Source organism: Burkholderia sp. SCN-KJ, assembly GCF_024656005.1.
Lineage (GTDB): Bacteria > Pseudomonadota > Gammaproteobacteria > Burkholderiales > Burkholderiaceae > Burkholderia.
Window position 1 is genome coordinate 152182 of the sequence record NZ_JANKOG010000016.1, and the last position, 24908, is coordinate 177089.

General features: G+C 68.7%; 19 protein-coding genes. 9 read left to right on the top strand and 10 right to left on the bottom strand.

Going from position 1 to position 24908, the window contains the following annotated elements; genetic code table 11:
* Nucleotides 1-46: 46 nt before the first annotated feature.
* From xylF to NQV17_RS24940, 3 genes are all read left to right on the top strand, one after another.
* On the top strand, nt 47-1075 hold the full coding sequence (xylF, locus tag NQV17_RS24930; protein WP_257774271.1) for a D-xylose ABC transporter substrate-binding protein: 1029 nt from the start codon (nt 47-49) through the stop codon (nt 1073-1075).
* A gap of 69 nt (nt 1076-1144) precedes the next feature.
* On the top strand, nt 1145-2704 hold the full coding sequence (xylG, locus tag NQV17_RS24935) for a D-xylose ABC transporter ATP-binding protein (RefSeq protein ID WP_257774272.1): 1560 nt from the start codon (nt 1145-1147) through the stop codon (nt 2702-2704).
* The gene (locus NQV17_RS24940) at nt 2701-3900 is read left to right on the top strand and encodes a sugar ABC transporter permease (protein WP_257774273.1); all 1200 of its coding nucleotides are present in this window, start codon (nt 2701-2703) and stop codon (nt 3898-3900) included. Before xylG ends, NQV17_RS24940 begins: the two co-directional genes overlap by 4 nt.
* Nucleotides 3901-4068: 168 nt before the next feature.
* Here the strand turns inward: NQV17_RS24940 and NQV17_RS24945 are convergent, their stop codons facing one another.
* From NQV17_RS24945 to NQV17_RS24990, 10 genes are all read right to left on the bottom strand, one after another.
* Entirely contained in the window at nt 4069-4239 is a 171-nt protein-coding gene (locus NQV17_RS24945) for a hypothetical protein (protein WP_185640854.1), read from the bottom strand.
* A gap of 165 nt (nt 4240-4404) precedes the next feature.
* Nucleotides 4405-5328, bottom strand: a complete 924-nt coding sequence (locus NQV17_RS24950) for an alpha/beta fold hydrolase (RefSeq protein WP_257774274.1) — start codon at nt 5326-5328, stop codon at nt 4405-4407.
* A 127-nt stretch (nt 5329-5455) separates the two neighbouring features.
* Nucleotides 5456-5746, bottom strand: a complete 291-nt coding sequence (locus NQV17_RS24955) for a hypothetical protein (protein WP_257774275.1) — start codon at nt 5744-5746, stop codon at nt 5456-5458.
* A gap of 297 nt (nt 5747-6043) precedes the next feature.
* Nucleotides 6044-8002 carry a phosphatase PAP2 family protein gene (locus NQV17_RS24960; protein ID WP_257774276.1) on the bottom strand — a complete coding sequence of 653 codons (1959 nt, stop codon included), beginning with the start codon at nt 8000-8002 and terminating at the stop codon, nt 6044-6046.
* Between the two features lie 239 nt (nt 8003-8241).
* Nucleotides 8242-9762, bottom strand: coding sequence for a GGDEF domain-containing protein (locus tag NQV17_RS24965; RefSeq protein ID WP_257774277.1), 1521 nt, complete (start codon nt 9760-9762; stop codon nt 8242-8244).
* A 202-nt stretch (nt 9763-9964) separates the two neighbouring features.
* Nucleotides 9965-11437 carry an NAD-dependent succinate-semialdehyde dehydrogenase gene (locus NQV17_RS24970; protein WP_257774278.1) on the bottom strand — a complete coding sequence of 491 codons (1473 nt, stop codon included), beginning with the start codon at nt 11435-11437 and terminating at the stop codon, nt 9965-9967.
* Between the two features lie 98 nt (nt 11438-11535).
* The gene (locus tag NQV17_RS24975; RefSeq protein WP_006749694.1) at nt 11536-12027 is read right to left on the bottom strand and encodes an Lrp/AsnC family transcriptional regulator; all 492 of its coding nucleotides are present in this window, start codon (nt 12025-12027) and stop codon (nt 11536-11538) included.
* A gap of 86 nt (nt 12028-12113) precedes the next feature.
* Entirely contained in the window at nt 12114-13514 is a 1401-nt protein-coding gene (locus NQV17_RS24980) for an aspartate aminotransferase family protein (protein ID WP_257774279.1), read from the bottom strand.
* 160 nt (nt 13515-13674) lie between these two features.
* The gene (locus NQV17_RS24985) at nt 13675-14601 is read right to left on the bottom strand and encodes a glyoxylate/hydroxypyruvate reductase A (protein ID WP_257774280.1); all 927 of its coding nucleotides are present in this window, start codon (nt 14599-14601) and stop codon (nt 13675-13677) included.
* A gap of 12 nt (nt 14602-14613) precedes the next feature.
* A complete protein-coding gene (locus NQV17_RS24990; protein WP_257774281.1) occupies nt 14614-15474 on the bottom strand; it encodes a GNAT family N-acetyltransferase in 861 nt (286 codons plus the stop codon).
* Nucleotides 15475-15945: 471 nt separating this feature from the next.
* Between NQV17_RS24990 and NQV17_RS24995 the strand changes: the two genes are divergently transcribed.
* The 6 genes from NQV17_RS24995 (at nt 15946) to NQV17_RS25020 (ending at nt 24776) form a co-directional block, all read left to right on the top strand.
* Nucleotides 15946-16614, top strand: a complete 669-nt coding sequence (locus tag NQV17_RS24995; RefSeq protein WP_044844272.1) for a haloacid dehalogenase type II — start codon at nt 15946-15948, stop codon at nt 16612-16614.
* Between the two features lie 210 nt (nt 16615-16824).
* Nucleotides 16825-18363 carry a methyl-accepting chemotaxis protein gene (locus NQV17_RS25000; RefSeq protein ID WP_257774311.1) on the top strand — a complete coding sequence of 513 codons (1539 nt, stop codon included), beginning with the start codon at nt 16825-16827 and terminating at the stop codon, nt 18361-18363.
* A gap of 935 nt (nt 18364-19298) precedes the next feature.
* Entirely contained in the window at nt 19299-20882 is a 1584-nt protein-coding gene (locus NQV17_RS25005; protein ID WP_257774282.1) for an ABC transporter substrate-binding protein, read from the top strand.
* Nucleotides 20883-20961: 79 nt separating this feature from the next.
* Nucleotides 20962-21915, top strand: a complete 954-nt coding sequence (locus NQV17_RS25010) for an ABC transporter permease (protein WP_044844269.1) — start codon at nt 20962-20964, stop codon at nt 21913-21915.
* Between the two features lie 30 nt (nt 21916-21945).
* Nucleotides 21946-22905: an ABC transporter permease gene (locus tag NQV17_RS25015; RefSeq protein ID WP_257774283.1), complete on the top strand. Its 960-nt coding sequence runs from the start codon at nt 21946-21948 to the stop codon at nt 22903-22905.
* Complete coding sequence (locus NQV17_RS25020; protein WP_257774284.1) at nt 22905-24776, top strand: ABC transporter ATP-binding protein; 1872 nt, start codon at nt 22905-22907, stop codon at nt 24774-24776. Before NQV17_RS25015 ends, NQV17_RS25020 begins: the two co-directional genes overlap by 1 nt.
* Nucleotides 24777-24908 lie beyond the last annotated feature (132 nt).

Genomic DNA, 24908 nt, shown 5'->3' on the forward strand with positions numbered 1-24908 from the left:
TGTTCGTGAGGTAGTTCGACAAGTTCGATAACAAGGAGTGGAGACAATGAAATCCGTGACGCGTCGTACCGTATTGAGTTCGCTTGCCGGCGCCGCTGCGCTGGCGATGTTCGCGCTGGGCGCGCCGCTCGCGCATGCGAGCAAGGACAAGCCCGAGATCGGCTTCTGCATCGACGACCTGCGCGTCGAGCGCTGGTCGCGCGATCGCGATTATTTCGTCGCGGCCGCGACGAAGCTCGGCGCCAAGGTATCCGTACAGTCGGCCGACGCGAGCGAGGCGCGGCAGATCTCGCAGATCGAGAACCTGATCTCGCGCGGCGTCGACGTGATCGTGATCGTGCCGTTCAATTCGAAGACGCTCGGCAACGTCGTCGCCGAAGCGCGCAAGGCCGGCATCAAGGTCGTGTCGTACGACCGCCTGATCCTCGACGCGGACGTCGACGCGTACATCTCGTTCGACAACCAGAAGGTCGGCGAACTGCAGGCGCAGGGCGTGTTCGACGCGAAACCGAAGGGCAATTATTTCCTGCTCGGCGGCGCGCCGACCGACAACAACGCGAAGATGCTGCGTGAGGGCCAGCTGAAGGTGCTGAAGCCGGCGATCGAGCGCGGCGACATCAAGGTCGTCGGCCAGCAGTGGGTGCCGGAGTGGAGCGCATCGACCGCGCTGCGGATCGTCGAGGACGCGCTGACCGCGAACAACAACAAGATCGACGCGATCGTCGCGTCGAACGACGGCACCGCGGGTGGCGCGATCCAGGCGCTCGCCGCGCAGCATCTGGCCGGCAAGGTGCCGGTGTCCGGGCAGGATGCGGACCTCGCGGCCGTCAAGCGCGTGATCGCCGGCACGCAGACGATGACCGTCTACAAGCCGCTGAACCTGATCGCGAGCGAAGCCGCGAAGCTCGCGGTCGATCTCGCGAAGGGTACGAAGCCCGCGTTCAACGCGCAATACGACAACGGCAAGAAGAAGGTCGACACGGTGCTGCTGCAGCCGACGCTCCTGACCAAACGCAACGTCGACGTCGTCGTGAAGGACGGCTTCTACACCCAGGCCCAGCTCGCGAGCCAGTAACCGCTCGATGGGCATGACGCACGCGGCCGCACCTCGCTGGCCGCGTGCGCACTGCGAGGCAATGAACGTATGACCGAACCCTTGCTGACGATGCGCGGCATCGTCAAGGCATTCGACGGCGTGAAGGCGCTCGACGGCATCGACCTGACCGTGCGCCCCGGCGAGTGCGTCGGCCTGTGCGGCGAGAACGGCGCCGGCAAGTCGACGCTGATGAAAGTGCTGTCGGGCGTCTACCCGCACGGCACGTGGGACGGCGAGATCCGCTGGGAAGGCGCGCCGCTCGCGGCGTCCGGCGTGCGTGACACCGAACGCGCGGGCATCGTGATCATCCACCAGGAACTGATGCTGGTGCCCGAGCTGTCGGTCGCCGAGAACATCTTCCTCGGCAACGAGATCACGCTGCCCGGCGGGCGCATGCACTATGCGGAGATGGTGCGGCGTTCGGAAGCGCTGCTGCGCGAGCTGCGGATCGACGCAATCAACGTCGCGCAGCCGGTGATGAACTACGGCGGCGGCCATCAGCAGCTGATCGAGATCGCGAAGGCGCTGAACAAGCGCGCGAAGCTGCTGATCCTCGACGAGCCGTCGTCGTCGCTGAGTGCCGCCGAGACGCGCATCCTGCTCGACATCGTGCGCGACCTGAAGCGCCGCGGCGTCGCGTGCGTATACATCTCGCACAAGCTCGACGAAGTCGACGCAGTGTGCGACACCGTGACCGTGATCCGCGACGGCCGCCATGTCGCGACCGAGCCGATGCGCGCGCTGACCACCGACCGGATCATCGCGATGATGGTCGGCCGCGAGATCCGGAACCTGTATCCGCGCGAGCCGCACGAGATCGGCGACGTCGTGCTGGAGGCACGCAACGTGACCTGTCACGACGTGGCGAACCCGCGCCGTAAGCGCGTGGACGACGTGTCGTTCAGCGTGCGGCGCGGCGAGATCCTCGGCGTCGCCGGGCTCGTCGGCGCGGGCCGCACCGAGTTGATGCAGGCGATCTTCGGCGCGTATCCGGGCGCGAGCGCGGCGACCGTGCGGATGAACGGCCAGCCGCTCGCGATCCGCTCGCCGGCCGACGCGATCCGTGCGGGCATCGCGATGGTGCCGGAGGATCGCAAGCGCCACGGGATCGTGCCGCAGCTCGGGGTCGGCCACAACATCACGCTGTCGGTGCTGCGCCGTTTCGCCGCGCGCGGGAGGATCGACGCGGCCGCCGAACTCGATGCGATCCGCACCGAGATGCAGCGGCTGTCGGTGCGCGCGGCGCACCCGTTCCTGCCGATCGCGAGCCTGTCCGGCGGCAACCAGCAGAAGGCCGTGCTCGCGCGGATGCTGCTGGCCGACCCGCAGGTGCTGATCCTCGACGAACCGACGCGCGGCGTCGACGTCGGCGCGAAGGCCGAGATCTACCGGCTGATCTTCGCGCTCGCGAAACGCGGCGTCGCGCTGATCGTCGTGTCGTCGGAACTGCCGGAAGTGCTCGGGCTCGCCGATCGTGTGCTGGTGATCGGCGAAGGCGAGCTGCGCGGCGATTTCGTCAACGACGGTCTCACGCAGGAACAGATCCTCGGCGCCGCGCTGAAATCCGCGCGGCAGCCGTCCGAACCCATTGCAGCGAGTGCACCATGAATACCGAACTTTCTTCTTCTCCCGCCGTGCCGCCGGGCGCCGACGCGCGTCGCACGCACGGCCGTCCGCTGCGCCAGGTGTTCGTGCGCTACAAGGTCCTCGCGCTGCTGTTCGCGGTCGCGGCGATCTGGGTGTTCTTCTCGGTGCTGACCGACGGCGCGTTCGTCACGCCGCGCAACGTGTCGAACCTGCTGCGGCAGATGTCGATCACCGGGATGCTCGCGTGCGGCATGGTGTTCGTGATCATCGCGGGCGAGATCGACCTGTCGGTCGGCTCGCTGCTCGGGCTGCTCGGCGGTGTCGCGGCGATCCTCGACGTCAATCGGCACTGGCCGGTCGCCGTGACGGTGCCGGCGGTGCTCGCGCTCGGCGTGCTGGTCGGGCTGTTCAACGGCTGGTGGTCGACCTACCGGCGCGTGCCGTCGTTCATCGTCGGGCTGGGCGGGATGCTCGCGTTCCGCGGGATCCTGCTCGGCGTGACGGGCGGCTCGACGATCGCGCCGGTGTCCGACGGCTTCGTGTTCATCGGCCAGGGCTATCTGCCGCGCGCGGCCGGCGACGGCCTCGCGGTGCTGCTGTTCGCGCTCGTCGCGCTGCTGGTGCTGCGGCAGCGCGCCACGCGGCACCGCTACCGGCTCGCCGTCGCGCCGCTGTGGCAGGACGTCGCGAAGGTCGTCGGCGCCGGGGCCGTGCTGTTCGCGTTCGTCGCGACGCTCGACCGCTACGGCGGCATTCCGGTGCCCGTGCTGCTGCTGCTCGCGCTGCTCGGCGCGTTCTCGTGGATCGCGACGCAGACCGTGTTCGGCCGGCGCATCTATGCAGTGGGTTCGAACCTGGAGGCGACGCGGCTGTCGGGCGTCGACACCGATCGCGTGAAGCTCGCGATCTTCGCGCTGATGGGGCTGATGTGCGCGTTCGCGGGCATCGTCAACACCGCGCGGCTCGCGGCCGGCTCGCCGTCGGCCGGCACGATGGGCGAACTCGACGCGATCGCCGCGTGCTTCATCGGCGGCACGTCGATGCGCGGCGGGTCGGGCACCGTCTACGGCGCGCTGATCGGCGCGCTCGTGATGGCGAGCCTCGACAACGGGATGTCGATGCTCGACGTCGACGCGTACTGGCAGATGATCGTCAAGGGCGCGGTGCTGGTGCTGGCCGTGTGGATCGACGTGGTGTCGCGCTCGAACCGGCGCTGAGGCGGCGTTCTACCGCGCCTGCGCCTCGATGAAATCGACGCACGCTCGCGGCGGCGCCGGCACGACGCGCCGCCGCGGGTGGTACGGATAACCCGCGCGGGCGTCCGGCGACGGGCCGTTGACCTGCGCGACGCCTGAATGCAGCGAAATCCGGCGCCCGTTCCGCGACTACGTCCGGTCGCGATGGCGCGCGCGCGTCGCGCCCGTGATCACCGCGATGCCGAACAGAATGACGGCGACGATCTCGATGATGTGCTGCGACACATGCAGCGTCATCAGGCCCCATGCCACGCCGGCGATGAAAACGATCCATCCGAGCAGGTAGATAAGCAGGGTCATTACTTTTCTCCTGTAGTTGTGGGTCATGATGCCGGTTGCCTGCGTTGCAATATCTGCCGGGCAACCGGCAATCCGGGATGTGCGCATATTTCGTACCTGGTGCGGCCGCGTCGTGCGCCACATCTCAGGGATCATCGTGTGCAGGCGTCTATTCGGACGCGAACATCAGGATCGCGCGGCGAGCCAGTTCCGAACGAGTCGCGCAACCTGCTTCCTGCGCTCGATCATCACCATGTGCCCTTCGCCTGGCAGCGCATGATGCGTCACCGACGGCACCCACGCGGAAGTTTCGAGCGCCGCCTCGGCGAAGATCGGGTCGTCGGCGCCGCCGACGATCAACGTATCCGCGCGGATCCGCCGCGGCCACGGCGTATCGTCGCGTGCATCGTCACGCAAGGCGCGCAGGGTGCGGACAATGACGTGTCGTTCGTTGACCGATGACGCGACGTGGCGGCGTCGACTGAACAGCGCCGCGCGCAGGAGCATGTTGCGCCAGCTGGCGCGGAAGCATCCGGACATCGTTTCGAGCAGACGGACGAAATCGGAGCGGGTCGTATGCACGATTTGCTGCTCGATGAGCCGGCAGCCGTTCGGGGCAAGACGATGCGCGCTCGACACCAGCCCGAGTCGCGAGACGCGTTCCGGGTGGGCGGCCGCGAGGCGCGCCGCCACGACGCCGCCGAACGAGATGCCGATGAGCGTCGTGCACTGCCAATGCGCGGCGATGCCGCGCGCGAGATGCTCGGCGATGTCGGCGATTCGGTATTGCGCACCGGGCTTGTCAGGATACCCGAGCAGGACGAATGGCGTGTCGGGCGGCAAGATACCGGCGACGCGGAGCAGGTCGCGCCGCAGCCGGCGCGAGGTCGTCTTCGAGACGAAGGCTTGTCCGCCGTTCAGTACGATGACCGCGGGCGGTTCGCTACCCACCTGTGCGGCCAGGATGCCGCCGTCCAGCTGCATCGTTCGAACGCGACGAGCACCGATCCGGAACGCGGTCGATTCGTCCGGTATGCGGTTCATGCACTCCCTCCTGATGAAAAGGTGCCGGCATCGACGCCGGGCAAGCATGCCGACGGTTAATGGCATATAGCCTCCGTCGGCAATTCAAAATATGACGGATGTCCGTCGTACGCACTGAAACGGAAAATGCCCGATGCGGCGCAGCGGGCGTTCTGGCGTCTGGTTACCGTCAGGTTTGGTAACGGACTATTGATTAAAGACCACGCTTTAAACGCCCTGCATAATCCCTGGCTGCTTCGTCCAGTGAATGGCTGGTGTTGGCTGTCGCGATCAGCTCCTCCACGAACCACGGAAGAACGAGCGTCGTTTCTGCGCTCGACAAACCGACTTTCACGCGCTGCGAAGTGTAATCCGGTTGAGGTAGCGTCACGGGCAGCGCGCCATTGGATTGCGGCGTGTCAGCCGCAATGGCTTGCGCGTTCGAAAACTGTGCGCTTGTCAAAAGCGCAAATGCCGTGATTGCGTGTCGGATAGGTTTCTTCATTTTTCGCCATTCCCTGCGAGAAAATATGAATCGGAAAAGCAGGGAAATGATCCTAGCGAATCTGCTGCGCGAAAAGTATGTGAAATTTGTCATTATCTGTGCGAAAGCTCATGCGGAGTGTCCGGTTGGACACATGCAGTCGGACCATGACGACCGAGAAACGAGACCTTCGAAGCAGAATGGCGGTTTGCCGCCGACGGGACGGCCGACGGCAAACCGAATCGAACTGGAACGCGTGAGTGATCGACGCAAACAGGCTACGCGGTGCGCCCGGCGTGACCCGACGGCCGCTGCCGGTTACGACGCCGACAACCTGACCGACACCCCCGTCGCCGTATAAACCGGCGTCGCCTTGAACCCGTCGACCGTCACCGTCGAGAACTTCGCGGAAGCCGCCGCGCCGTCGATCAGCGCGATCGTGTCGCCGGCCTTCGGCGCGTAGCCGTTCACGAACTTCACGTGCAGCGTGCCGCCGGCGACGGTGAGCGGGCCGCCCACGCGCAGGCGGCCGCCGCCGTTGCCGTCGATGTCGAGTTCGAGCGTCGTGTTGTCGAGCTGGGTGTAGCGCGTCGCGATCGTGACGGGTGCGCTGGCCGCGATCTTCACGCTGCCGCCGGCGCCGACGTACACGTCGCCGGTGCCGAACGCGCTTGCCGATGCCGCGGCGAGCGTGCCGCCGCTGACCTGCGTGCCGCCCGTATAGCGGTTGTCGCCCGCCAGCGTCAGCGTGCCGGTGCCTTGCAGCGTCAGCTTGCCCGCGCCCGCGATGTCGTTGCGCCACTGGTCGGCCGTATTGAACCCGCCCTGCGATGCATCCATCGACACGATCACGTTGCCGTTGAACGCGCCGTAGCCGTCGCCCGCGGCGAACAGGTTCAGGCGGCCCCAGCCTTCCGCATCATCCATCACCGGATAGCCGGACTGCACTTCGGTGGTCTTCAGCACGACGCGCCGCTGGTCGGCGCTCAGGTACGGGAAGCGCGTCTGCAGCAGCACCTCCGCGCCCTTCGGCACGACGGGCGGTGCATCGGTCGATTCGATCGCGCCGAAGCCGAACGTCATGCGGCGCGTGAAAGCGGCCTTGTTGGTCGCGTAATCGGCGAACCGGTCGGTGGCCGTCGTGCCCGAATGCGCGAACGCGGCGAAGGTCGTGCCGGTCGTCCCCGTGAGTTGCTGAAGCGCCTGGTGAGCCTGACCGTACGCGGCCTGCGCGTCGCTCGCGTACGCGGTGAGGTTCGCCGCGCTGACGGCCAGCGCGAGCATGCGGCCGCCGATCACGTCGAGCGGCGAGTGCATGCCGGCGAGGATCCGGTTCTCGCCCAGTTCGAGGCCGCGGCTGACCATCTCCTGGAAGCGCTCCGGCACGAGCCACGCCATCGTCATCGCGTCGCGCATCGCTTCGGCCGTGTGGCCGCTGATGAAGCCGCCGTCGGTCGCGGGCGTGGTGCTTTCCGCCGGCACGAGCGTCGGCGCGACGACCACGCTCGCGCTCCAGCGGTACGGCCGTGCGTACTTGTAGAAGCGCTTCGACGGTTCGGTCGACGCGTTGTTGCCCATTTCGTTGAGCAGGTCGACGACTTTCCCGAAGTTCGCGTTGGCGCTGCTGCCGACGCCGACGTTGTTGCCGCTGTCGTTGTACAGCACCGTGGTGGCGTCGGCGGGCACGCTGGTGATGCTGGTCGTCTGCTGCGCGGCCGTGCGCCACGCGCCGGTGAGCGGGCCCATGCCGTCGGTCACGCTGTAGCCCTTGCCGCGGCGGTCGTCGAAGTAGGCGGCATCGGCCTGCTGTTGCGTGCGCGCGGTCGTTGCGTTGATCACGTATTGAACATTGGCCGCCAGCACCGTGTCGTTCAGGATCGTGCCGCACGGCGTACCGCTGCCGGGCAGGCCCGAGCAGGTCGACGGCGAGATCGCCGGGAACGCGCCGTTCGCGGCCGCGGTCACGCCCGCGTCGACGAGCATCGTCGACGGCTGCCACAGGTCGAGGAAGCGGCTCACCACGCGCACCGCGGCGTTGGTCGACAGCGTCGCATAGCGCGCGTCGCCGCGCTGGTTGGTCGCGATGTTGTCGACGAAGGCCGGCACGCTCGGCACGGGTGCGCTGTCGACGAAGCCGGGGTCGGCCGGCGGCGCCGGCATGGCCGCGCTGGTCGAGGTGGTCGACGCGACATCGTCGCCGCCGCCGCACGCGGCGAGAACGATCGCACTCGACAGCGCTGCGACGTGCAGCGGGAAACGGCTTCGTGACGCAAACATGCAAAACTCCATCCGGTGTGTTGAAGATGGCGGATTGTCGTGGGCGATCGTGACGCAGCCGTTAAGGTTTTGTTGCGCGGCGCGGTCGAAGCGCGCGAATGCTCACTATTTGGTGAATTTGGGATGCTGAACGTTGTGGTCGAGGCGAGCGGGCCATCGGCAGCGCATCGTAACGCGCCGGCCATGCGTGCGTCCGGCCGCACTGGTGTTCCCCAGAACGACGACGATAACCGGCGCGATCACGCCGCCTCGGCGGCCGGTTCCGCGTCGGCGCGGCACACGCGGTTTCTGCCGTGCCGCTTGGCCGCGTAGAGCGCGAGGTCCGCCTGATGCGACAGCGCATGCACGGTCCGCGGGTGCGCGCGATGGCCGGTCGCGCAGCCGATGCTGACCGTGAACGGCGGAATCGTTGCATCGAAGCCGTCGAGCCGGCTGTGTTCGACCGCGCACCGGATCGCTTCCGCGACTTCCGCGGCGCCGCGTTCGTCCGTATCGGGCAGCACCGCGACGAATTCCTCGCCGCCGTAGCGTGCAGCGATGTCGCCGCGCCGCCGCACGTTCGCGCGGATGCATTCGGCGAGAAAGCGCAGCGCCGTGTCGCCTTGCGCATGGCCGTAGCGGTCGTTGTACTGCTTGAAGTGGTCGGCGTCGATGAACAGCACCGACAGGCTGCCGCCGCTGCCGCGCTGCAGCCGCGCCCATTCGTCGGCGAGCGCGGCATCGAGCGCGCGGCGGTTGTGCAGGCCCGTCAGCGGATCGGTGCGCGTCTGGTCCGTGAGCAGCGTCTGCTTGCGCAGGTTGTCGCGCAGCGCGAACGCGAGCAGCCACACCACCGCGCAGAACAGCGCGCCGATGACGGACGCCGACACGCCGACCGTCCACGTCAGGCGCGTGATGCCGGCCAGCACGTCGCCCTCGGCCGGGGCGACGACCGCGATCAACGGCGTGCCGGGCACGTGCTGGTACGTATAAAGCCGCGCGACGCCGTCGATGCTCGAGCGCGCCGCATAGAAGCCCGAGTCGCGGCTCAGCATCTGCACGAACGACTTCGTGCGGCGCAGCCGGCTGATCTGCTGATCGCTCAACGGCGGGTTTCTCGCGAGGATCGTGCCGTCCGCGCGCAGGATCGCGCTGACGCCGTGCGGTCCGACGTTCAGGCGCGACAGCAGGTGATCGAAGTAGGCCAGGTTGATCGCGACCACCACGATGCCGTCGAACGTGTGATCCGGCCGTTCGATGCGCCGCGACAGCGCGATGGATTTCGTGCCGCCGCGCGAGCGCGCGCTATACGCCTCGGACACGTAGAGGCCGACGTTGTGCGCATCGCGATGGACCTTGAAGTAGTCGCGATCGCTGAAATCCCAGTTGTGGAGCGGGCCGCAGCATCCGTCGATCTGCCGGCCGTCGCGGTTCGTCACGCCCATGCCGGTCATGTATTGCGCGGTCGTGCGCTCGAACAGCACGTCGTGACGCAGCCCGGTGTCGATGCGCGCGACCGCGGGGTTGCGCAGGTTGGCGGCGAGTGCGACGAGCGCATTGTTGGACGTTTCGACGGTGCGCCCGATCTCGCTGACCAGCACGGCGGCGACGTTGCGCGACGTCTCGTGCGCATGTTCGACCACTTCGCTGCGTGCGGCCCACAGCGTCGCCGCGCTGATGCCGAGCGCCGCCAGCGACATCAGCGTGCCCAGCACGCCGACGATCAAGTAATTGCGGCCGGCCCAGTCGGCAATTTTCTCGATCGAAGTGGGTGCAGGCATGGCTGGCGCTCGTGCGGGAAGCTCGCTGCGACTGCAGCGGCGCGGGTCAAATCCGGGTTAACGGCAAGTATGCCCGGAAATCGAGGCCGATTCGCGCCGCGATCGCCGCACCCGGCGCCGCAAACGTGTGCGGCAGCGGCGCACCGCACAACGGGCATGCAGCCGCGGCGGCGCCGGGCGGCTGCATGCGATCGGCGCGGGATCAGTCGAGCCCGCCCTGGCACAGGTACTTGATCGACAGGTAGTCGTCGAGGCCGTAGCGCGAGCCTTCGCGGCCGTAGCCCGATTCCTTCACGCCGCCGAACGGCGCGGCCTCGCTCGCGAGCGCGCCTTCGTTGATCCCGACGATGCCGGTTTCGAGCCGCGCCGACACGCGCGCGATGCGCCGCACGTCCTGCGTGTAGAAATACGCGGCAAGCCCGAACGGCGTGTCGTTCGCGGCATCGACGGCTTCGTCCTCGGTATCGAACCGGAACAGCGCGGCGACCGGGCCGAAGGTTTCCTCGCAGGTCAGCTGCATGTCGGCGGTGGCGTCGGCGAGCACCGTCGGCGCGTAGTAGTGCGGCCCGAGTTCGGTCAGGCGCGTGCCGCCCGTCAGCACGCGCGCGCCGCGCTCGATCGCGTCGCCGACGTGGCGCGCGATCTTGTCGACCGCGCGCGCGTTGATCATCGGGCCGATCTGCGCGGCCGGGTCGGTTGCAGGCGCAACCTTCAGCGCGGCAACGCGCGCGGCGAGCTTCGCGGCGAAGGCCTCGTAGACGCCGGCCTGCACGTACACGCGGTTCGGCGACACGCAGGTCTGGCCGCCGTTGCGGAACTTGGCGGCCATCAGCCCGTCGACCGCGGCGTCGAGCTCGGCATCGTCGAACACGATGAACGGCGCATTGCCGCCGAGCTCCAGCGACAGCTTCTTCAGCGTCGCGGCCGACTCGCGCGCGAGCAGCTTGCCGACGGGCGTCGAGCCGGTGAACGTGATCTTGCGCACGCGGCCGTCGGCGAGCCAGTCGGCCACCGCGTCGATGCCGCGTTCGCGCGACGCGGCGATCAGGTTCAGCACGCCGGGCGGCACGCCGGCTTCCTGCGCGAGGAAGGCCAGCGCGAGCGCGGTGAGCGGCGTGTCCTCCGCCGGCTTCGCGACGACCGTGCAGCCGGCCGCGAGCGCGGGCGCGATCTTGCGCGCGATCATCGCGAGCGGGAAATTCCACGGCGTGATCGCGGCGACGATGCCGATCGGCTCCTTCACCGCACTGAGCCGCTTGCCGCGCTGCTGTTGCGGAATCAGGTCGCCATACGTGCGCGTCGCCTCCTCGGCGAACCACAGCACGTACGACGCGCCATAGGCGACTTCGCCGCGCGCTTCGGCGAGCGGCTTGCCCTGTTCGCGCGACATCAGCTTCGCGAGATCGTCGGTGTGCGCGACGATCGCCGCGTGCCACGCACGCAGGATCGCGGCGCGTTCGCGCGCGGGCGTCGCGCGCCAGCCGGGCAGCGCGCGTGCGGCCGCGTCGGTCGCGGCGCGCGCGTCGGCGGCGCCGCTGTCGGGTGCGTGGGCGACGAGGTCGAGCGTTGCCGGATCGGTGACGTCGAAGCGACGGCCGTCGAGCGCGTCGCGCCAGGTGCCGTCGATCAGGTTGGCGGTGCGAACGAGTTCGGTGCGGGACAGCGTAAGCGGCATGACAGGTCCTTGGGTGAGGCGGTTCGGCGGCGACGCCGGCGCGCGACGACCCCGCGCGGACAGCGGGCTGCCGCGTTCAAGGGTGCCGCGTGCCGCGGTCAGTGCCGTTCGCCGAACAGCGATTCGAGCGGGTAGTGCCGTTTGACGAACGGCGACTTGATGATCACGTAACTGAAATACTTCTCGATGCCGATGTTCTGCTCGAGCAGCCCTTCGACGATCGTCTGGTAATGGCTCACGCTGCGCGTGATGAACTTCAGCAGATAGTCGTAGCCGCCGCTCGCGAGGTGGCATTCGACGATCTCGTCGACGTTGCGGATCGCCGCGACGAAGCGGTCGAAGTCCTCGCGCCGGTGGTCGGCCAGCGTGACCTCGGTGAACACGACCTGCACGTCGCCGAGCTTCTCGAGCTGGATGTGCGCGCCGTAGCCGCCGATGTAGCCGGCCTTCTCGAGCCGCTTCACGCGGATCAGGCACGGGCTCGGCGACAGCCCGACCGCATCGGCCAGCTCGACGTTGGTCATGCGGCCGCGCTTCTGCAACTGGGAGAGGATGCGCAGGTCGATGCGATCCAGCTTGCTGTCCGTCATGGTTCCGTGAGAGGGGAAAAAATGGAATGTCCGGTTACTTTAGAGTCGAACGATGGCCGCCACAAGCCCGGCTTTCCCTCGGCCCGTCAGGCCGGCTGCGCGTGCGCGACGTCGAGCGCGCGCTGCACGCCCGGGTCGGCCAGCACGTCGTCGAGCGTCTTGCGCACGCGTTCGAACATCAGGTCGAACTCGCCCGCGGTGAAGCTCAGCGCCGGCGCGAAACCGAGCACGCCGTCGCCGAACGCGCGAAACACCACGCCGTTCGCGTACGCAGCCGCCGCGATCTTGTCCGGCACGTTCAGCGCCGGGTCGAAGCGCGTCTTGTGCGCCTTGTCGGCCACCAGCTCGAGCGCGCCGAGCAGGCCGGCCGAACGCGCGTCGCCGACGAGCGGATGCGCGCGCAGCGCATCGAGGCCCGCGGCGAAGCGCGGCGCCAGCGCCTGGCCGTTCGCGAGCAGCCCGCCTTCGTGATAGAGCTTCAGCACCTCGAGGCCGATCGCCGCGCTGACCGGATGCGCGGAATACGTATGCCCGTGACCGACCGCGGCCGACTCCGTGCGGCTGCCCGCGATGCCTTCGTAGATTTCGTCGGACATCAGCACCGCGCCCATCGGCGCGTAGCCGGCGGTCAGGCCCTTCGCGACGGTCATCAGGTCCGGGTCGACCTGTTCGGTCTCGCACGCGAACAGCGGGCCCGTGCGGCCGAAGCCGGTGATCACCTCGTCGGCGACGAACAGGATGCCGAGGCGCCGGCACGCGTCGCGCATCGCCTTCAGCCAGCCGGCCGGCGGCACGATCACGCCGCCGGAACCCTGCACCGGTTCGCAGAAGAACGCGGCGACGTTGTCCGCGCCGAGTTCGGCGACTTTCGCTTCCAGCGCGGCGACCGACGCGGCGATCAGCGCCTGCGGATCGTCGCCGAGCGGATGGCGGTACGGGTAGGGCGACGGGATGTGGTGCTGGTCCGCGCGCGGCAGGTCGAAATGACGGTGGAACGCCGGCAGCGCGGTCAGGCCGGCGCCGATCGACGACGAGCCGTGATAGCCGCGTTCGAGCGCGATCATGTGCTTCTTCGACGGGCGGCCGGTCGCGTTGAAATAGTGCGTGATGAAGCGCACCGCGGAGTCGACCGCGTCCGAGCCGCCGAGCGTGAAGTACACGCGGTTCAGCGAAGGCGGCGCGAGCGCGGCGAGCCGCTCGGCAAGTTCGATCGCCGGCTGCGAGCCGAAATGGAAATAGCCGGTCGCGTAGGGCAGCTTCGCCATCTGGTCGGCGGCGGCCTTCACGATGCTGTCGCGACCGTAGCCGACGTTGACGCACCACAGGCCCGAGAACGCATCGAGCAGCGTATGGCCGTCGGCGTCGCGCAGGAACACGCCGCTCGCGGAGTCGAGCACGGTGACGCCGCGCGCCTCGTGCACGCGGTAATTGACGACGGGGTGGATCAGGTGTTGACGATCGGCTTCGATCAGCGCGGCTTGGTTCATGGCGGGGAGGGACTCTCGTCGGGTGTCAGCGTGAGTTCATGCTACCGGGCGAGAAATCCGCACGTGTCTTCAATTTGCGCCCTGAAACGTATGAAAACGGTGTTTGCACCGGACGCTTCGGCATTTTCTGCTGCGCGCCCCGCCGGGCCGGGCGCGCGCGTCAGTAGCCGCGCGCGCGATCGACGACGCCGATCATCGGCTGGCCCGCGCGGTGGCGCGCGAGGTTCGCGAGCACGGCGTCGACCGCGGTATCGGGCCGCGTCGCGCTCGCGATGTGCGGCGTGATCCGGATACGCGCGTGCGTCCAGAACGGGTGGCCGGCCGGCAACGGCTCGGGGTCCGTCACGTCGAGGATCGCGCTGTCGAGCCGGCCGCTCGCGAGCGCCGCGAGCAGCGCGGCCTCGTCGAGCTGCGGGCCGCGCCCGACCTGCACGAGCGACGCGCCGGCCGGCAGCGCATCGAACACGCGCGCGCCGAGCAGCCCGCGCGTGCCGTCGGTGAGCGGGAGCAGGCAGATCAGGATGTCGGTGCGGGCCAGGAACGCGTCGAGTGCCGCGTCGCCCGCGTAGCAGTCGATGCCGTCGAGCGTGCGCGGCGTGCGGCTCCAGCCGGCGCACGGGAAGCCGAAGCGCCGCAGCGTGTCGAGCACGGCCTGGCCGAGCGTGCCGAGCCCGAGCACGCCGACGCGCCGCGACGCGGCCGCGCGCACCGGCCGCTCGCGCCACACCTGCGCGCGCTGCTGCGCCGCGTAGTCGAACAGGTCGCGGTGGATCGTCAGCACCGCCTGCGTCACGTACTCGACCATCCCTTCGACGATGCCCGGCTCGATCATCCGCACGACCGGGATGTGCGCGGGCACGCGCGACAGGTCGAACTGGTCGATGCCGGCGCCGACGGAGAACACGACCTCGAGATTCGGCAGCAGCGCGGCCGGATCGTCGGGCGGCTGCCAGGCGGCGAGATAGCGGACGGTTTCAGGGTCGCCGAGGTCCGGCCAGATCCGGAACGGGAGGTCGGGCGCCTGTTGCGCGAAGCGCTGCGCCCATTGTGCGCCGCGCACCGGGTCGGCCTTGTAGAGAAAGCTCATCGCGCGTGCCGCTCAGCCGAGCGCCTGGTTCACGATCGCGAACGTGCGCAGCGCCGGGTCGCGCGCGGGCGCCGCGCCGCGCGCCATCGCGACGACCGTGTCGACGCGCGGCAGCCCGAGGCCCTGCAGCCAGTCCGACAGCCCGCTGTCGCCCGGCACGTCGAGCCGCACGAACATCCCTTCGTGCAGCGCGAGCCAGTGGCTGATCAGCGCCTGCGCGCGCAGCGCGTCGGGTGCGACCACCGGGCCGATCACATGGCCGCGGCCGAAGCGGCGGAACAGCGCGAAGCCGAGCAGCTCGCCGTCGCGATCGAGCGCGATCCCGTTCGCGACGCCGAGCAGCGCATCGATCACCGCGTCGCGCGGATAGCCTGCCGCGCGCGAGGCGAGCGCCGCGAGGCGCGGGCCGTCGTTGGTGCCGAGCGGGCGCAGGCGCTCGCCCGGCGGCAGCGAGATCAGCGGCGGCTGGAACGCGGCACCCTGGTGCTGGTCGATCGTGCCGATCGCCTCGAAGCCGAATTTCACGTAGAGCGGTTCGCCGGACGGCGTCGCATGCAGGAAGATCGTGCGCGCGCCGAGGCTGTCGACGACGCGCGCGAGCAGTTCGCGGCCGATGCCGCGGCCCTGGCGCTCGGGCGACACGATCACCATGCCGAGCGACGCGTGCGCGTCGCCGAAGCGCCAGCCGAGCGCGGTGCCGACGATGCCGCCTTCGTCTTCGGCGACGAAGCCGCTGCCGAGCTGGAGCGCGAAGCGCCAGTCGTCGAGACGGTGCGGCCACTTGACCGCTTCCGACAGACGATGCGCGGCGGGCAGGTCGGTGTCGGTGAACGGACGATAGATAAGCGTGCTGGAAGGGTTGAGATCGGACACGCCGGACTCCGGATGGGTAGGAATAACGTATCGACTCTGCCAGCGACACCGCGGCGCGGATAGGACGATTCGCCTGTTTTCCGGCGACGGCGGGCGGCCGGGCGAGATCGACGCAAACCGGCGCGATCGGCGCGCGCGAACGCGCGCTTCATGCCGGCGCGGCCCGCCAATCCGCCAGCTTCTGCTGTGGGAATGACACTACGATGGAACTGCAGCGGCGCCGCCCGGGCGAGCCGCGCCGGGCCCGCCGGGCGGTTGGCGCGCCGCGGTTGCGCGAAGCCTGCCGGGGTGGCCCGCGGCGCCGCGCGCGACCGTGCCGCAGATCGTGCTGCCCGCGGCCTGCAACACGCGGCGAATCTGCGTTTCGACCGGCGTCGAACGATGCGCGACGGATTTTTTGCCCTGATTCAATTGCGTTGAACCCAGCCCGTCCCCGGCCCTGCCGGGGTTTCATACCGACAGGACCTCACCATGATCCAATTTGAACCGAAGTTCATCACGTTCGACTGCTACGGCACGCTGACCCGCTTCCAGATGGCGGACCTGGCGCGCGAGATCTACGCGGACCGGCTGTCGCCGGTCGCGATGGAGGATTTCGTGCGCGCGTTCGCCGCCTATCGGCTCGACGAGGTGCTCGGGGCGTGGAAGCCGTACCGCGACGTCGTCGTCAACGCGATCCGGCGCACCTGCGCGCGCATCGGCACGCCGTTCGACGAAGCCGAGGCCGAGCGCTTCTATCATGCGGTGCCGACGTGGGGCCCGCATCCGGACGTGCCGGCCGGCCTGTCGCGGCTCGCGCAGAAGTACAAGCTCGTGATCCTGTCGAACGCCATGGACGAGCAGATCATGAGCAACGTCGACAAGCTCGGCGCGCCGTTCCATGCGGTGTTCACCGCGCAGCAGGCGCAATCGTACAAGCCGCGCATGCAGGGCTTCGAATACATGTTCGGCAAGCTCGGCTGCAAGCCCGAGGACGTGCTGCACGTGTCGTCGAGCCTGCGCTACGACCTGATGACGGCCGAGGATCTCGGCATCAAGCACAAGGCATTCGTCAATCGCGGGCACGAGCCGGGCACGCCGTTCTACAACTATTACGAGGTGTCGGACATCGGCCACCTCGCGACGCAGCTCGGGCTGTAAGCGTCGCCGCGCAGGCGGGCGGCTGCGTGCTCCGCGCGCGCGGCCGTGCCGGCAGGCCTGTCGGGACCGGCCAAGGGGGCGCGACGGCCGTGCCCCTTCACGCGTTCGCTCACCGCACGAACTGAGGGTAATTACCGATACGGCGCCATTCAAGGCGGGGCCGTCCGAGCCGATATATGTACCGAACGGTTAATATCGCGAGGCCCCCGCATGAAGTTGTCCACGAAACTGCTGATGCTCGTCGTCGCGGCGCTGCTCGGCGTTGCATTGCTCGCCGCGATGTCGCTGCACACGCTGCGCGACGCGCTGATCGACAGCCGTCGTGACGAGATCGTCATTCTTCTGACTAAAGCCGAGCATCTGGTCGACTCGTATCGCGCGATGCAGGCGAGCGGAACGCTCACCCGGGAGCAGGCCCAGCAGCAGGCCAAGGCCGCGTTGTCCGCGCTCAATGCGAATTCGAAGAGCTACTACTGGGTGACGACGTCCGACGGCGTCAACCTCGTGCATCCGAACGCGAAGTTCATCGGCACCCGCGCGAAGGGCAACCGCACGACCAGCGGCCTGACCGACAGCGAGGCATACCGCGCCGGAATGGCCCAGGCGCATTTCGCGCTCGTCGACGTGCTGATCAGGCGCAGCCCGGACGCGGACGTGGAGCCGAAACTCCAGGGCGTGGTCGCCATTCCGGACTGGGACTGGTGGATCGGCACGGGATTCTTCTACGACGACATCAACGCGGCGTTTGCGCGGCTCGCGCAGGTGCTCGGCGCCATCACGCTCGTCATCGCCGCGGCGCTCGCGGCGATCGCGTGGGGGGTGTTGCGCAGCGTCCGGCGGACGCTGGGCGGCGAGCCCGCGCAGGCGGCCGGGATCGCGGCCCGCATCGCCGCCGGCGAACTGGACGTGCAGTTCGATACGGCGCACGCCGCACCGGGCAGCCTGCTCGTCGCGCTCGGCGACATGAAGGCGCGACTCACCGAAACCATCGCCGACATCCAGACCACGACCCGCTCGATTGCCGTCGGCACCGGCGAGATCGCGCAAGGCAACCTGGACCTGTCCCAGCGCACGGAGGAACAGGCCGCGTCGCTGCAGCAAACGGCCGCCAGCATGGAGCAGATCACGTCGACGGTCAAACAGAATGCCGACAATGCACGTCAGGCGAATGCGCTCGTGACCCACGCGAAGGAGGCGACCGAACTCGGCGGCGCCGCCGTGCGGGAAGTCGTCGAAACGATGCGGCAGATTTCGGACGGATCGGTGCGGATCGCCGACATTACCGTCGTGATCGAGAGCATCGCGTTCCAGACCAACATTCTCGCGCTCAATGCCGCGGTCGAAGCCGCGCGGGCCGGTGAGGAAGGGCGCGGGTTCGCGGTCGTGGCCGCGGAGGTCCGCTCGCTCGCGCAACGCAGCGCGGCGGCCGCGAAAGACATCAAGGGATTGATCGAGGCGTCGGTCGAGCGGGTCGGCAGCGGCAGCCGGCTCGTCGAGACGGCCGGCGCGCGCATGACGGAGATCGTCCGGTCGATCGACCGGGTCGCCGACATCATGGGCGAGATTACCGCGGCATCCGCCGAGCAAAGCACCGGCATCGAACAGATCGGCCTGGCGGTCGCGCAGATGGATGAAGTGACCCAGCAGAATGCCGCGCTGGTGGAGCAGGCCGCCGCGGCCGCGTCCTCGCTGGATGAACAGGCGGCACGGTTGAGGGCCGCCGTATCGGTGTTCAGGCTGACGGCTTGATTGCTCGACTGCCTGACTGCCTGACTGTCTGACTGTCTGACTGTCTGACTGTCTGACTGTCTGACTGCGTGACTGCGTGACTGCGTGACTGCGTGACTGCGTGACTGCGTGACTGCGTGACTGCGTGACCGCCTGACCGCCTGACCGCGTGACCGTGTGACTGCCCGACTGCCTGATTGCTCGACGTCTGACTGCCTGACTGCCTGACTGCCTGACCGCCTGATCGCCCGACTGCTGACCGCCGCGTGCGCACCCGCCGGCAACGCCATCACCTCGTTTTCCTGACGCCACGCCGGCAAGTGTCCGGCGTGGTGCTCACCAACCTGCCGGCTCCGACCGCGTCGCAGTGGGGAGTCGCGGCTTGACGGCCCGTCACGGGTTCGCGCCCCGCGTCGGATCATCCGGCGGCATCCCCGTCGTCCGCCCGTCGTCCGGCAAAGCCGCTTCGACGTCGCGGCAATCTCCTGACCTTTCATGCGCCGGGCGTTCTCGCGGCCGGCGCCCGCCGTCCGACGCGTGCGCGACGTCCCGGTCGTACCGGGTGCCGCGGCCGCGAGCCCGCATTCCACACAAACATGCGGTTTGCGTGCGTCGAACGCGTTTCGGATGCCGCGCGGCCAATTTTGTCGGCGCAATCTGCCGCGCGTATCACTTTACGATTTCCTTCGTCGCGCACGTATCGCGCAGTGGTCGCGACGCGGCATCGAGCCGATGGCGGTACGCGCGGTCACGCAGCAAATCATGCTGCGCGGGCGGTCCAAAACGGTCGAATCGTATCGTGCAGCCGCCCCGAATCGCGATAACCCGCATTTTGGCGATGCTTAAATGAACTCAATGCGCACGACGTCGCGCCCGCGACCAGCACACGGGCACGACGGGATTCTCGAACCACGCTGGGCCCCAGGACCCACTTTCCACAGTCAGGAGCAGTTCGGATGAGCGACGATATCGACAACGGCAGCAAGGGCGGCTTCACGCGCCGCGACATGATGCGGGTCATGGCGGCGAGCGGCATGATGGCCGCCGGCGCCGGCGGGCTGCTGATGCAACCCGGGAGTGCCTTTGCGGCACCCGCGCCCAAGCGCGGCGGCAAGATTCGGGTTGCGAACGAATCGGGCTCGACGGCCGATACGCTCGACCCGGCCAAGGGCTCGACGGGCGCCGACTACATTCGTTTCTTCATGTTCTACAGTGGCCTCACGCAGCTCGATGCGAGCCTGACGCCGCAGATGAATCTCGCCCAGTCGTTGCAGACGACCGACGCGAAGACGTGGATCATCAAGCTGCGCAAGGGCGTCACGTTCCACGACGGGAAACCGGTCACGCCGGCCGACGTGGTGTATTCGCTGATGCGCCACAAGAACGCGGCCACCGCGTCGAAGGTCAAGCCGCTCGCCGATCAGTTCGCCGACGCGAAGGCGAGCGGCCCGGACGAGGTCACGCTCGTGCTCGCGAGCGCGAATGCCGATCTGCCGGTGATCCTCGCGACGCCGCAACTCGTGATCGTCAAGGACGGCACGACCGATTTCAGCACCGGCATCGGTTGCGGCCCGTACAAGCTGAAGTCGTTCAAGCCGGGCGTGTCGACCGTCGGCGTGCGCAACGACAGCTACTTCAAGCCGGGGATGCCGTACCTCGACGAGATCGAGCTGATCGGCATCAGCGACAGCGCCGCGCGCCTGAACGCGCTGCTGTCGGGCGACGTGCACCTGATCAACGCGATCGATCCGCGCTCGACGCAGCGGGTCGCGTCGACGCCGGGCTATGCGCTGCAGGAAACCAAGTCGGGGCTCTATACCGACCTGATCATGCGCAGCGACAACCCGATCGTCGCGAACCCCGATTTCGTCGAAGGGATGAAGTACCTGTTCAATCGCGAGCAGATCCGCTCGGCGGTGTTCCGCGGCTACGCGGTGATCGGCAACGACCAGCCGATCCCGCCGGGGCATCGCTACTTCAACGCGTCGCTGCCGCAGCGGCCGTACGATCCGGACAAGGCGAAGTTCCTGTTCCAGAAGGCGGGCGCGCTGGGCGCCGCGCTGCCGCCGATCTATGCGACCTCCGACGCGAACGGGTCGATCGAGATGGCCGTGCTGCTGCAGCAGGCCGGCCAGAAGATCGGGCTGAACCTGCAGGTGAACCGCGTGTCGGCGGACGGCTACTGGTCGAATCACTGGATGAAGCATCCGCTCGGCTTCGGCAACATCAACCCGCGTTCGAGCGCCGACGTGCTGTTCACGCAGTTCTTCAAGTCGGACGCGCCGTGGAACGAGTCGGGCTGGAAGAACCCGAAGTTCGACCAGCTGCTGCTCGCCGCGCGCTCGGAAACCGACGACGCGAAGCGCAAGCAGATGTACGGCGACATGCAGGTGCTCGTCGCGCAGCAGTGCAGGGTCGGCATCCCGGCCTTCATCAGCTTCCTCGACGGCTACGACAAGCGGCTCGCGGGCCTCGGCTCGATCCCGACCGGCGGGATGATGGGCTTCATGTTCGCCGAGCACGTGTGGTGGAACGCCTGACGCCGGCGCGTGCCGCCGCCGTGCGGCCGGTGCGGATTGCCGCGCCGGCCGCACGCGGCCTCTACGGGAGTGAAGTTTCATGAATCGAATCCTGCTTGGACTGATCGGCCGGCGCATCGCGGTCACCGCGCTGACGCTGCTGATCGTGTCCGCGATCATCTTCACGATCACGAACCTGCTGCCGGGCGATGCCGCGCAGGCCGCGCTCGGCCAGTCGGCGACGCCTGAGACGGTCGCCGCGCTGCGCCAGCAGTTCGGCCTCGACATGCCGGCCCACGTTCGCTACCTGAATTGGCTCACCGGGCTGCTGCACGGCGATTTCGGCCGTTCGCTGTCCGGCGACATGCCGGTGTCGGCGATGATCGGCGGGCGCCTGCCGAAGTCGCTCGCGCTCGCGGCGATCACGACCGCCGTGTCGGTGCCGATCGCGCTGCTGCTCGGCATCCTCGCGGCGGTCAAGCGCGAGTCGGTGGTCGACCGCGTGATCAGCCTCGGCACGCTGGCGCTCGTCGCGACGCCGGAGTTCCTGATCGCGACGGTCGCCGTGCTCGTGCTCGCCGTGAAGCTGCACTGGCTGTCCGCGCTGTCGTACAGCGGCCCGATCGAGAGCCTGCACGATTTCCTGCGCGCGTACGCGATGCCGGTGCTGACGCTGTGCGCGGTCGTGATCGCGCAGATGGCGCGGATGACGCGCGCCGCGGTGATCGAGCAGTTGAGCGCGTCGTATGTCGAGATGGCCGTGCTCAAGGGCGCGAGCCCCGCGCGCGTCGTGCTGCGCCATGCGCTGCCGAACGCGATCGGGCCGATCGCCAATGCGATCGCGCTGAGCCTGTCATACCTGCTCGGCGGCGTGATCGTCGTCGAGACGATCTTCAACTATCCGGGCCTCGCGAGCCTGATGGTCGATGCGGTCGGCAATCGCGATTTCCCGCTCGTCCAGGCCTGCACGCTGATCTTCTGCGTCGCCTACCTGACGCTCGTGCTGTTCGCCGACCTCTGCTCGATCGTGTCGAACCCGAGACTGCGGACCTGAGCGTCCCGCCCACCTTCCGAGATGCCGACCATGCACCCGACCGATCCCGTTCATCGCAGCAGCGCGCTGCCGCCGTCAGGCGAACCGCGCTCGCCGTTTGGAGGCGCGACGCCGCCCGCCGCGCCGTCCCCCGACCAGCCGCGCAAGCGCCGCGCCGCGCGCATCAGACTGACGACCGGCGGCCGCATCGGCCTGTCGATGGTCGGCCTGATGCTGTTCATCGCGGTGTCCGCGCCGCTGCTCGCGCCGCACGACGTCGGCGCGATCGTCACGCCGGACGTGTTCGCGCCGTTCAGCGCGAAGCTGCCGTTCGGCTCCGACTTCCTCGGCCGCGACATGCTGAGCCGGATCCTGTACGGCACGCGGCTGACCGTGCTGCTCGCGCTCGCGGCCGTGCTGCTCGCCGCGCTGACCGGCACGACGCTCGGGCTGCTCGCGACCGTGTCGGGCCGCGCGGTCGACGAGACGATGAGCCGGCTGCTCGACGCGCTCACGTCGATTCCGTCGAAGATGTTCGCGCTGATGTTCGTCGCGGCCTTCGGCTCGTCGCTGCCGCTGCTGGTCCTCACCGCCGCGGTCAGCTACATGCCGGGCTCGTACCGGATCGCGCGCGCGCTGGCGGTCAACATCAGCACGCTCGAATTCGTGCAGGTGGCGCGGGCGCGCGGCGAGAGCGCGCTGTACATCGCGTGCGTCGAGATGTTGCCGAACATGATCCATCCGATGCTCGCCGATACCGGGCTGCGCTTCACGTTCGTCGTGCTGCTGCTGAGCGGCCTGAGCTTTCTCGGGCTCGGCGTGCAGCCGCCGTACGCGGACCTCGGCTCGCTCGTGCGCGAGAACATCGCGAGCCTCGGCGACGGCTCGGCCGTCGCGATCATGCCCGCGGTCGCGATCGCGATCCTGACGGTGGGCGTCAACCTGTTGATCGACGGCCTGCCGCATCGCGGCCGCCGCAAGGGCGCGGCCGCGGCCGCGGGAGAACACTGATGCGAGATGAATCGACTCCGCTCGTCGAGGTGCGCGGGCTGCGCGTGGTCGGCGGCCGGCCGGGCGGCGAGGAAACGACGATCGTCCACGGCGTCGACTTCGAGATCGGGCGCGGCGAGGTGCTCGCGCTGATCGGCGAATCGGGCTCCGGCAAGACGACGATCGCGCTGGCGCTGATGGGCCATGCGCGCACCGGCTGCCGGATCGCCGGCGGCGCGGTGAAGCTCGGCGGCACGGACGTCTGCACGCTGTCCGCGCAAGGCCTGACCGCGCTGCGCGGTCGCAAGGTCGCGTACATCGCGCAGAGCGCGGCCGCCGCGTTCAACCCGTCGCGCACGATTCTCGACCAGGTGATCGAGAGTGCGCTGATCCACAAGACGATGACAAAGCGCGACGCGCAGGCGAAGGCGGTCGAGCTGTTCCGCGCGCTCGCGCTGCCGGAGCCCGAGACGATCGGCAAGCGTTATCCGCACCAGGTGTCGGGCGGCCAGCTGCAGCGGCTGATGGCCGCGATGGCGCTGATCACCGATCCGGAGCTCGTGATCCTCGACGAGCCGACCACCGCGCTCGACGTGACCACGCAGATCGACGTGCTGCAGGCGTTCAAGAGCGTGATCCGGCGCTACGGGATGAGCGCGGTGTACGTGTCGCACGATCTGGCGGTGGTCGCGCAGATGGCCGACCGGATCGTCGTGCTGAGCGACGGCGTGATCCGCGAAGCGGGCGCGACCGAGCAGATCCTGCATGCGCCGACGCACCCGTACACGCAGAGCCTGATCGCGGCCGTCACGCCGAACGATGCGCAACGCGACGAGAAACCGGCGCCGGCCGAACCGGCACCGCTGCTCGACGTGCGCGGTGCGGTCGCCGGTTACGGCGGCCGGACGGCAAAGGGCTGGCCCGCGAAGCTGATCCTGCACGAAGTCGACCTGCGCATCGGGCGCGGGCAGACGGTCGGCGTGATCGGCGAATCGGGCTCGGGCAAGACGACGCTCGCCAAGGTGATCGCGGGCCTGGTCCCGGCGGCGGCCGGGAAGATTCTGCTCGACGGCGAGCCGCTCGCGCTCGATATCGCCAAGCGCACGAAGGAGCAGCACCGCCGCGTGCAGATCGTGTTCCAGAACGCCGATACCGCGCTCAATCCGGTGCATACCGTCGAGCGCACGCTCGCGCGGCCGCTCGCGTTCTATCACGGGATCAAGGGCGCACGTGCGCGGCAGCGCGTCGCCGAGCTGCTCGAACTCGTGCGGCTGCCGCAGGCGGTGGCCTCGCGGCGCACCGGCGAGCTGTCCGGCGGACAGAAGCAGCGCGTGAACCTCGCGCGCGCACTGGCGGCCGAGCCCGACCTGATCCTGTGCGACGAAGTCACGTCGGCGCTCGATACGGTCGTCGGCGCCGCGATCATGGATCTGCTGCGCGACCTGCAGGCGAAGCTCGGCGTGTCGTACGTGTTCATCACGCACGACATCGCGAAGGTGCGCGCGATCAGCGACGACATCGTCGTGCTGTACGCGGGCCGCCGCGTGGAGACGGGCAGCCGCGACGCGCTGTGCGCGCCGCCTTATCACCCGTATTCGCACCTGCTGGTGTCGTCCGCGCCGGAATTGCGCGCGGGCTGGCTCGACGATGCGGCCGAGCGTTGCCGACCGCTGGTGCCGATCGGCGAGCGCGAGAACGAGGCCGAGCTGTGTCCGTTCCTGTCGCGCTGCGCGATGCGCGTGGACGGCGTCTGCAACCGGACGGCACCGGCGCTGCGCACGCTCGGCAACGGCGCGCAGGTGCTGTGCCATCGCAGCGAGGAAGACCTCGCGCGCTTCCAGGCGGAGCCGGCGCCGGCGGGCGCCGTGCCCGAGCAGCCGGTGCGGCTGTAGCGCGCGACACGCCGGAAATTCGCGGCGCACGACGTGGCAAGTGACGCGGCGAACGGCGCACCGCATAGTCTGCTGCGGCGGTCGCGCAAAACGGCGATTTGTGCGCGTGCCGCGCGCGAATACGCGGCAACT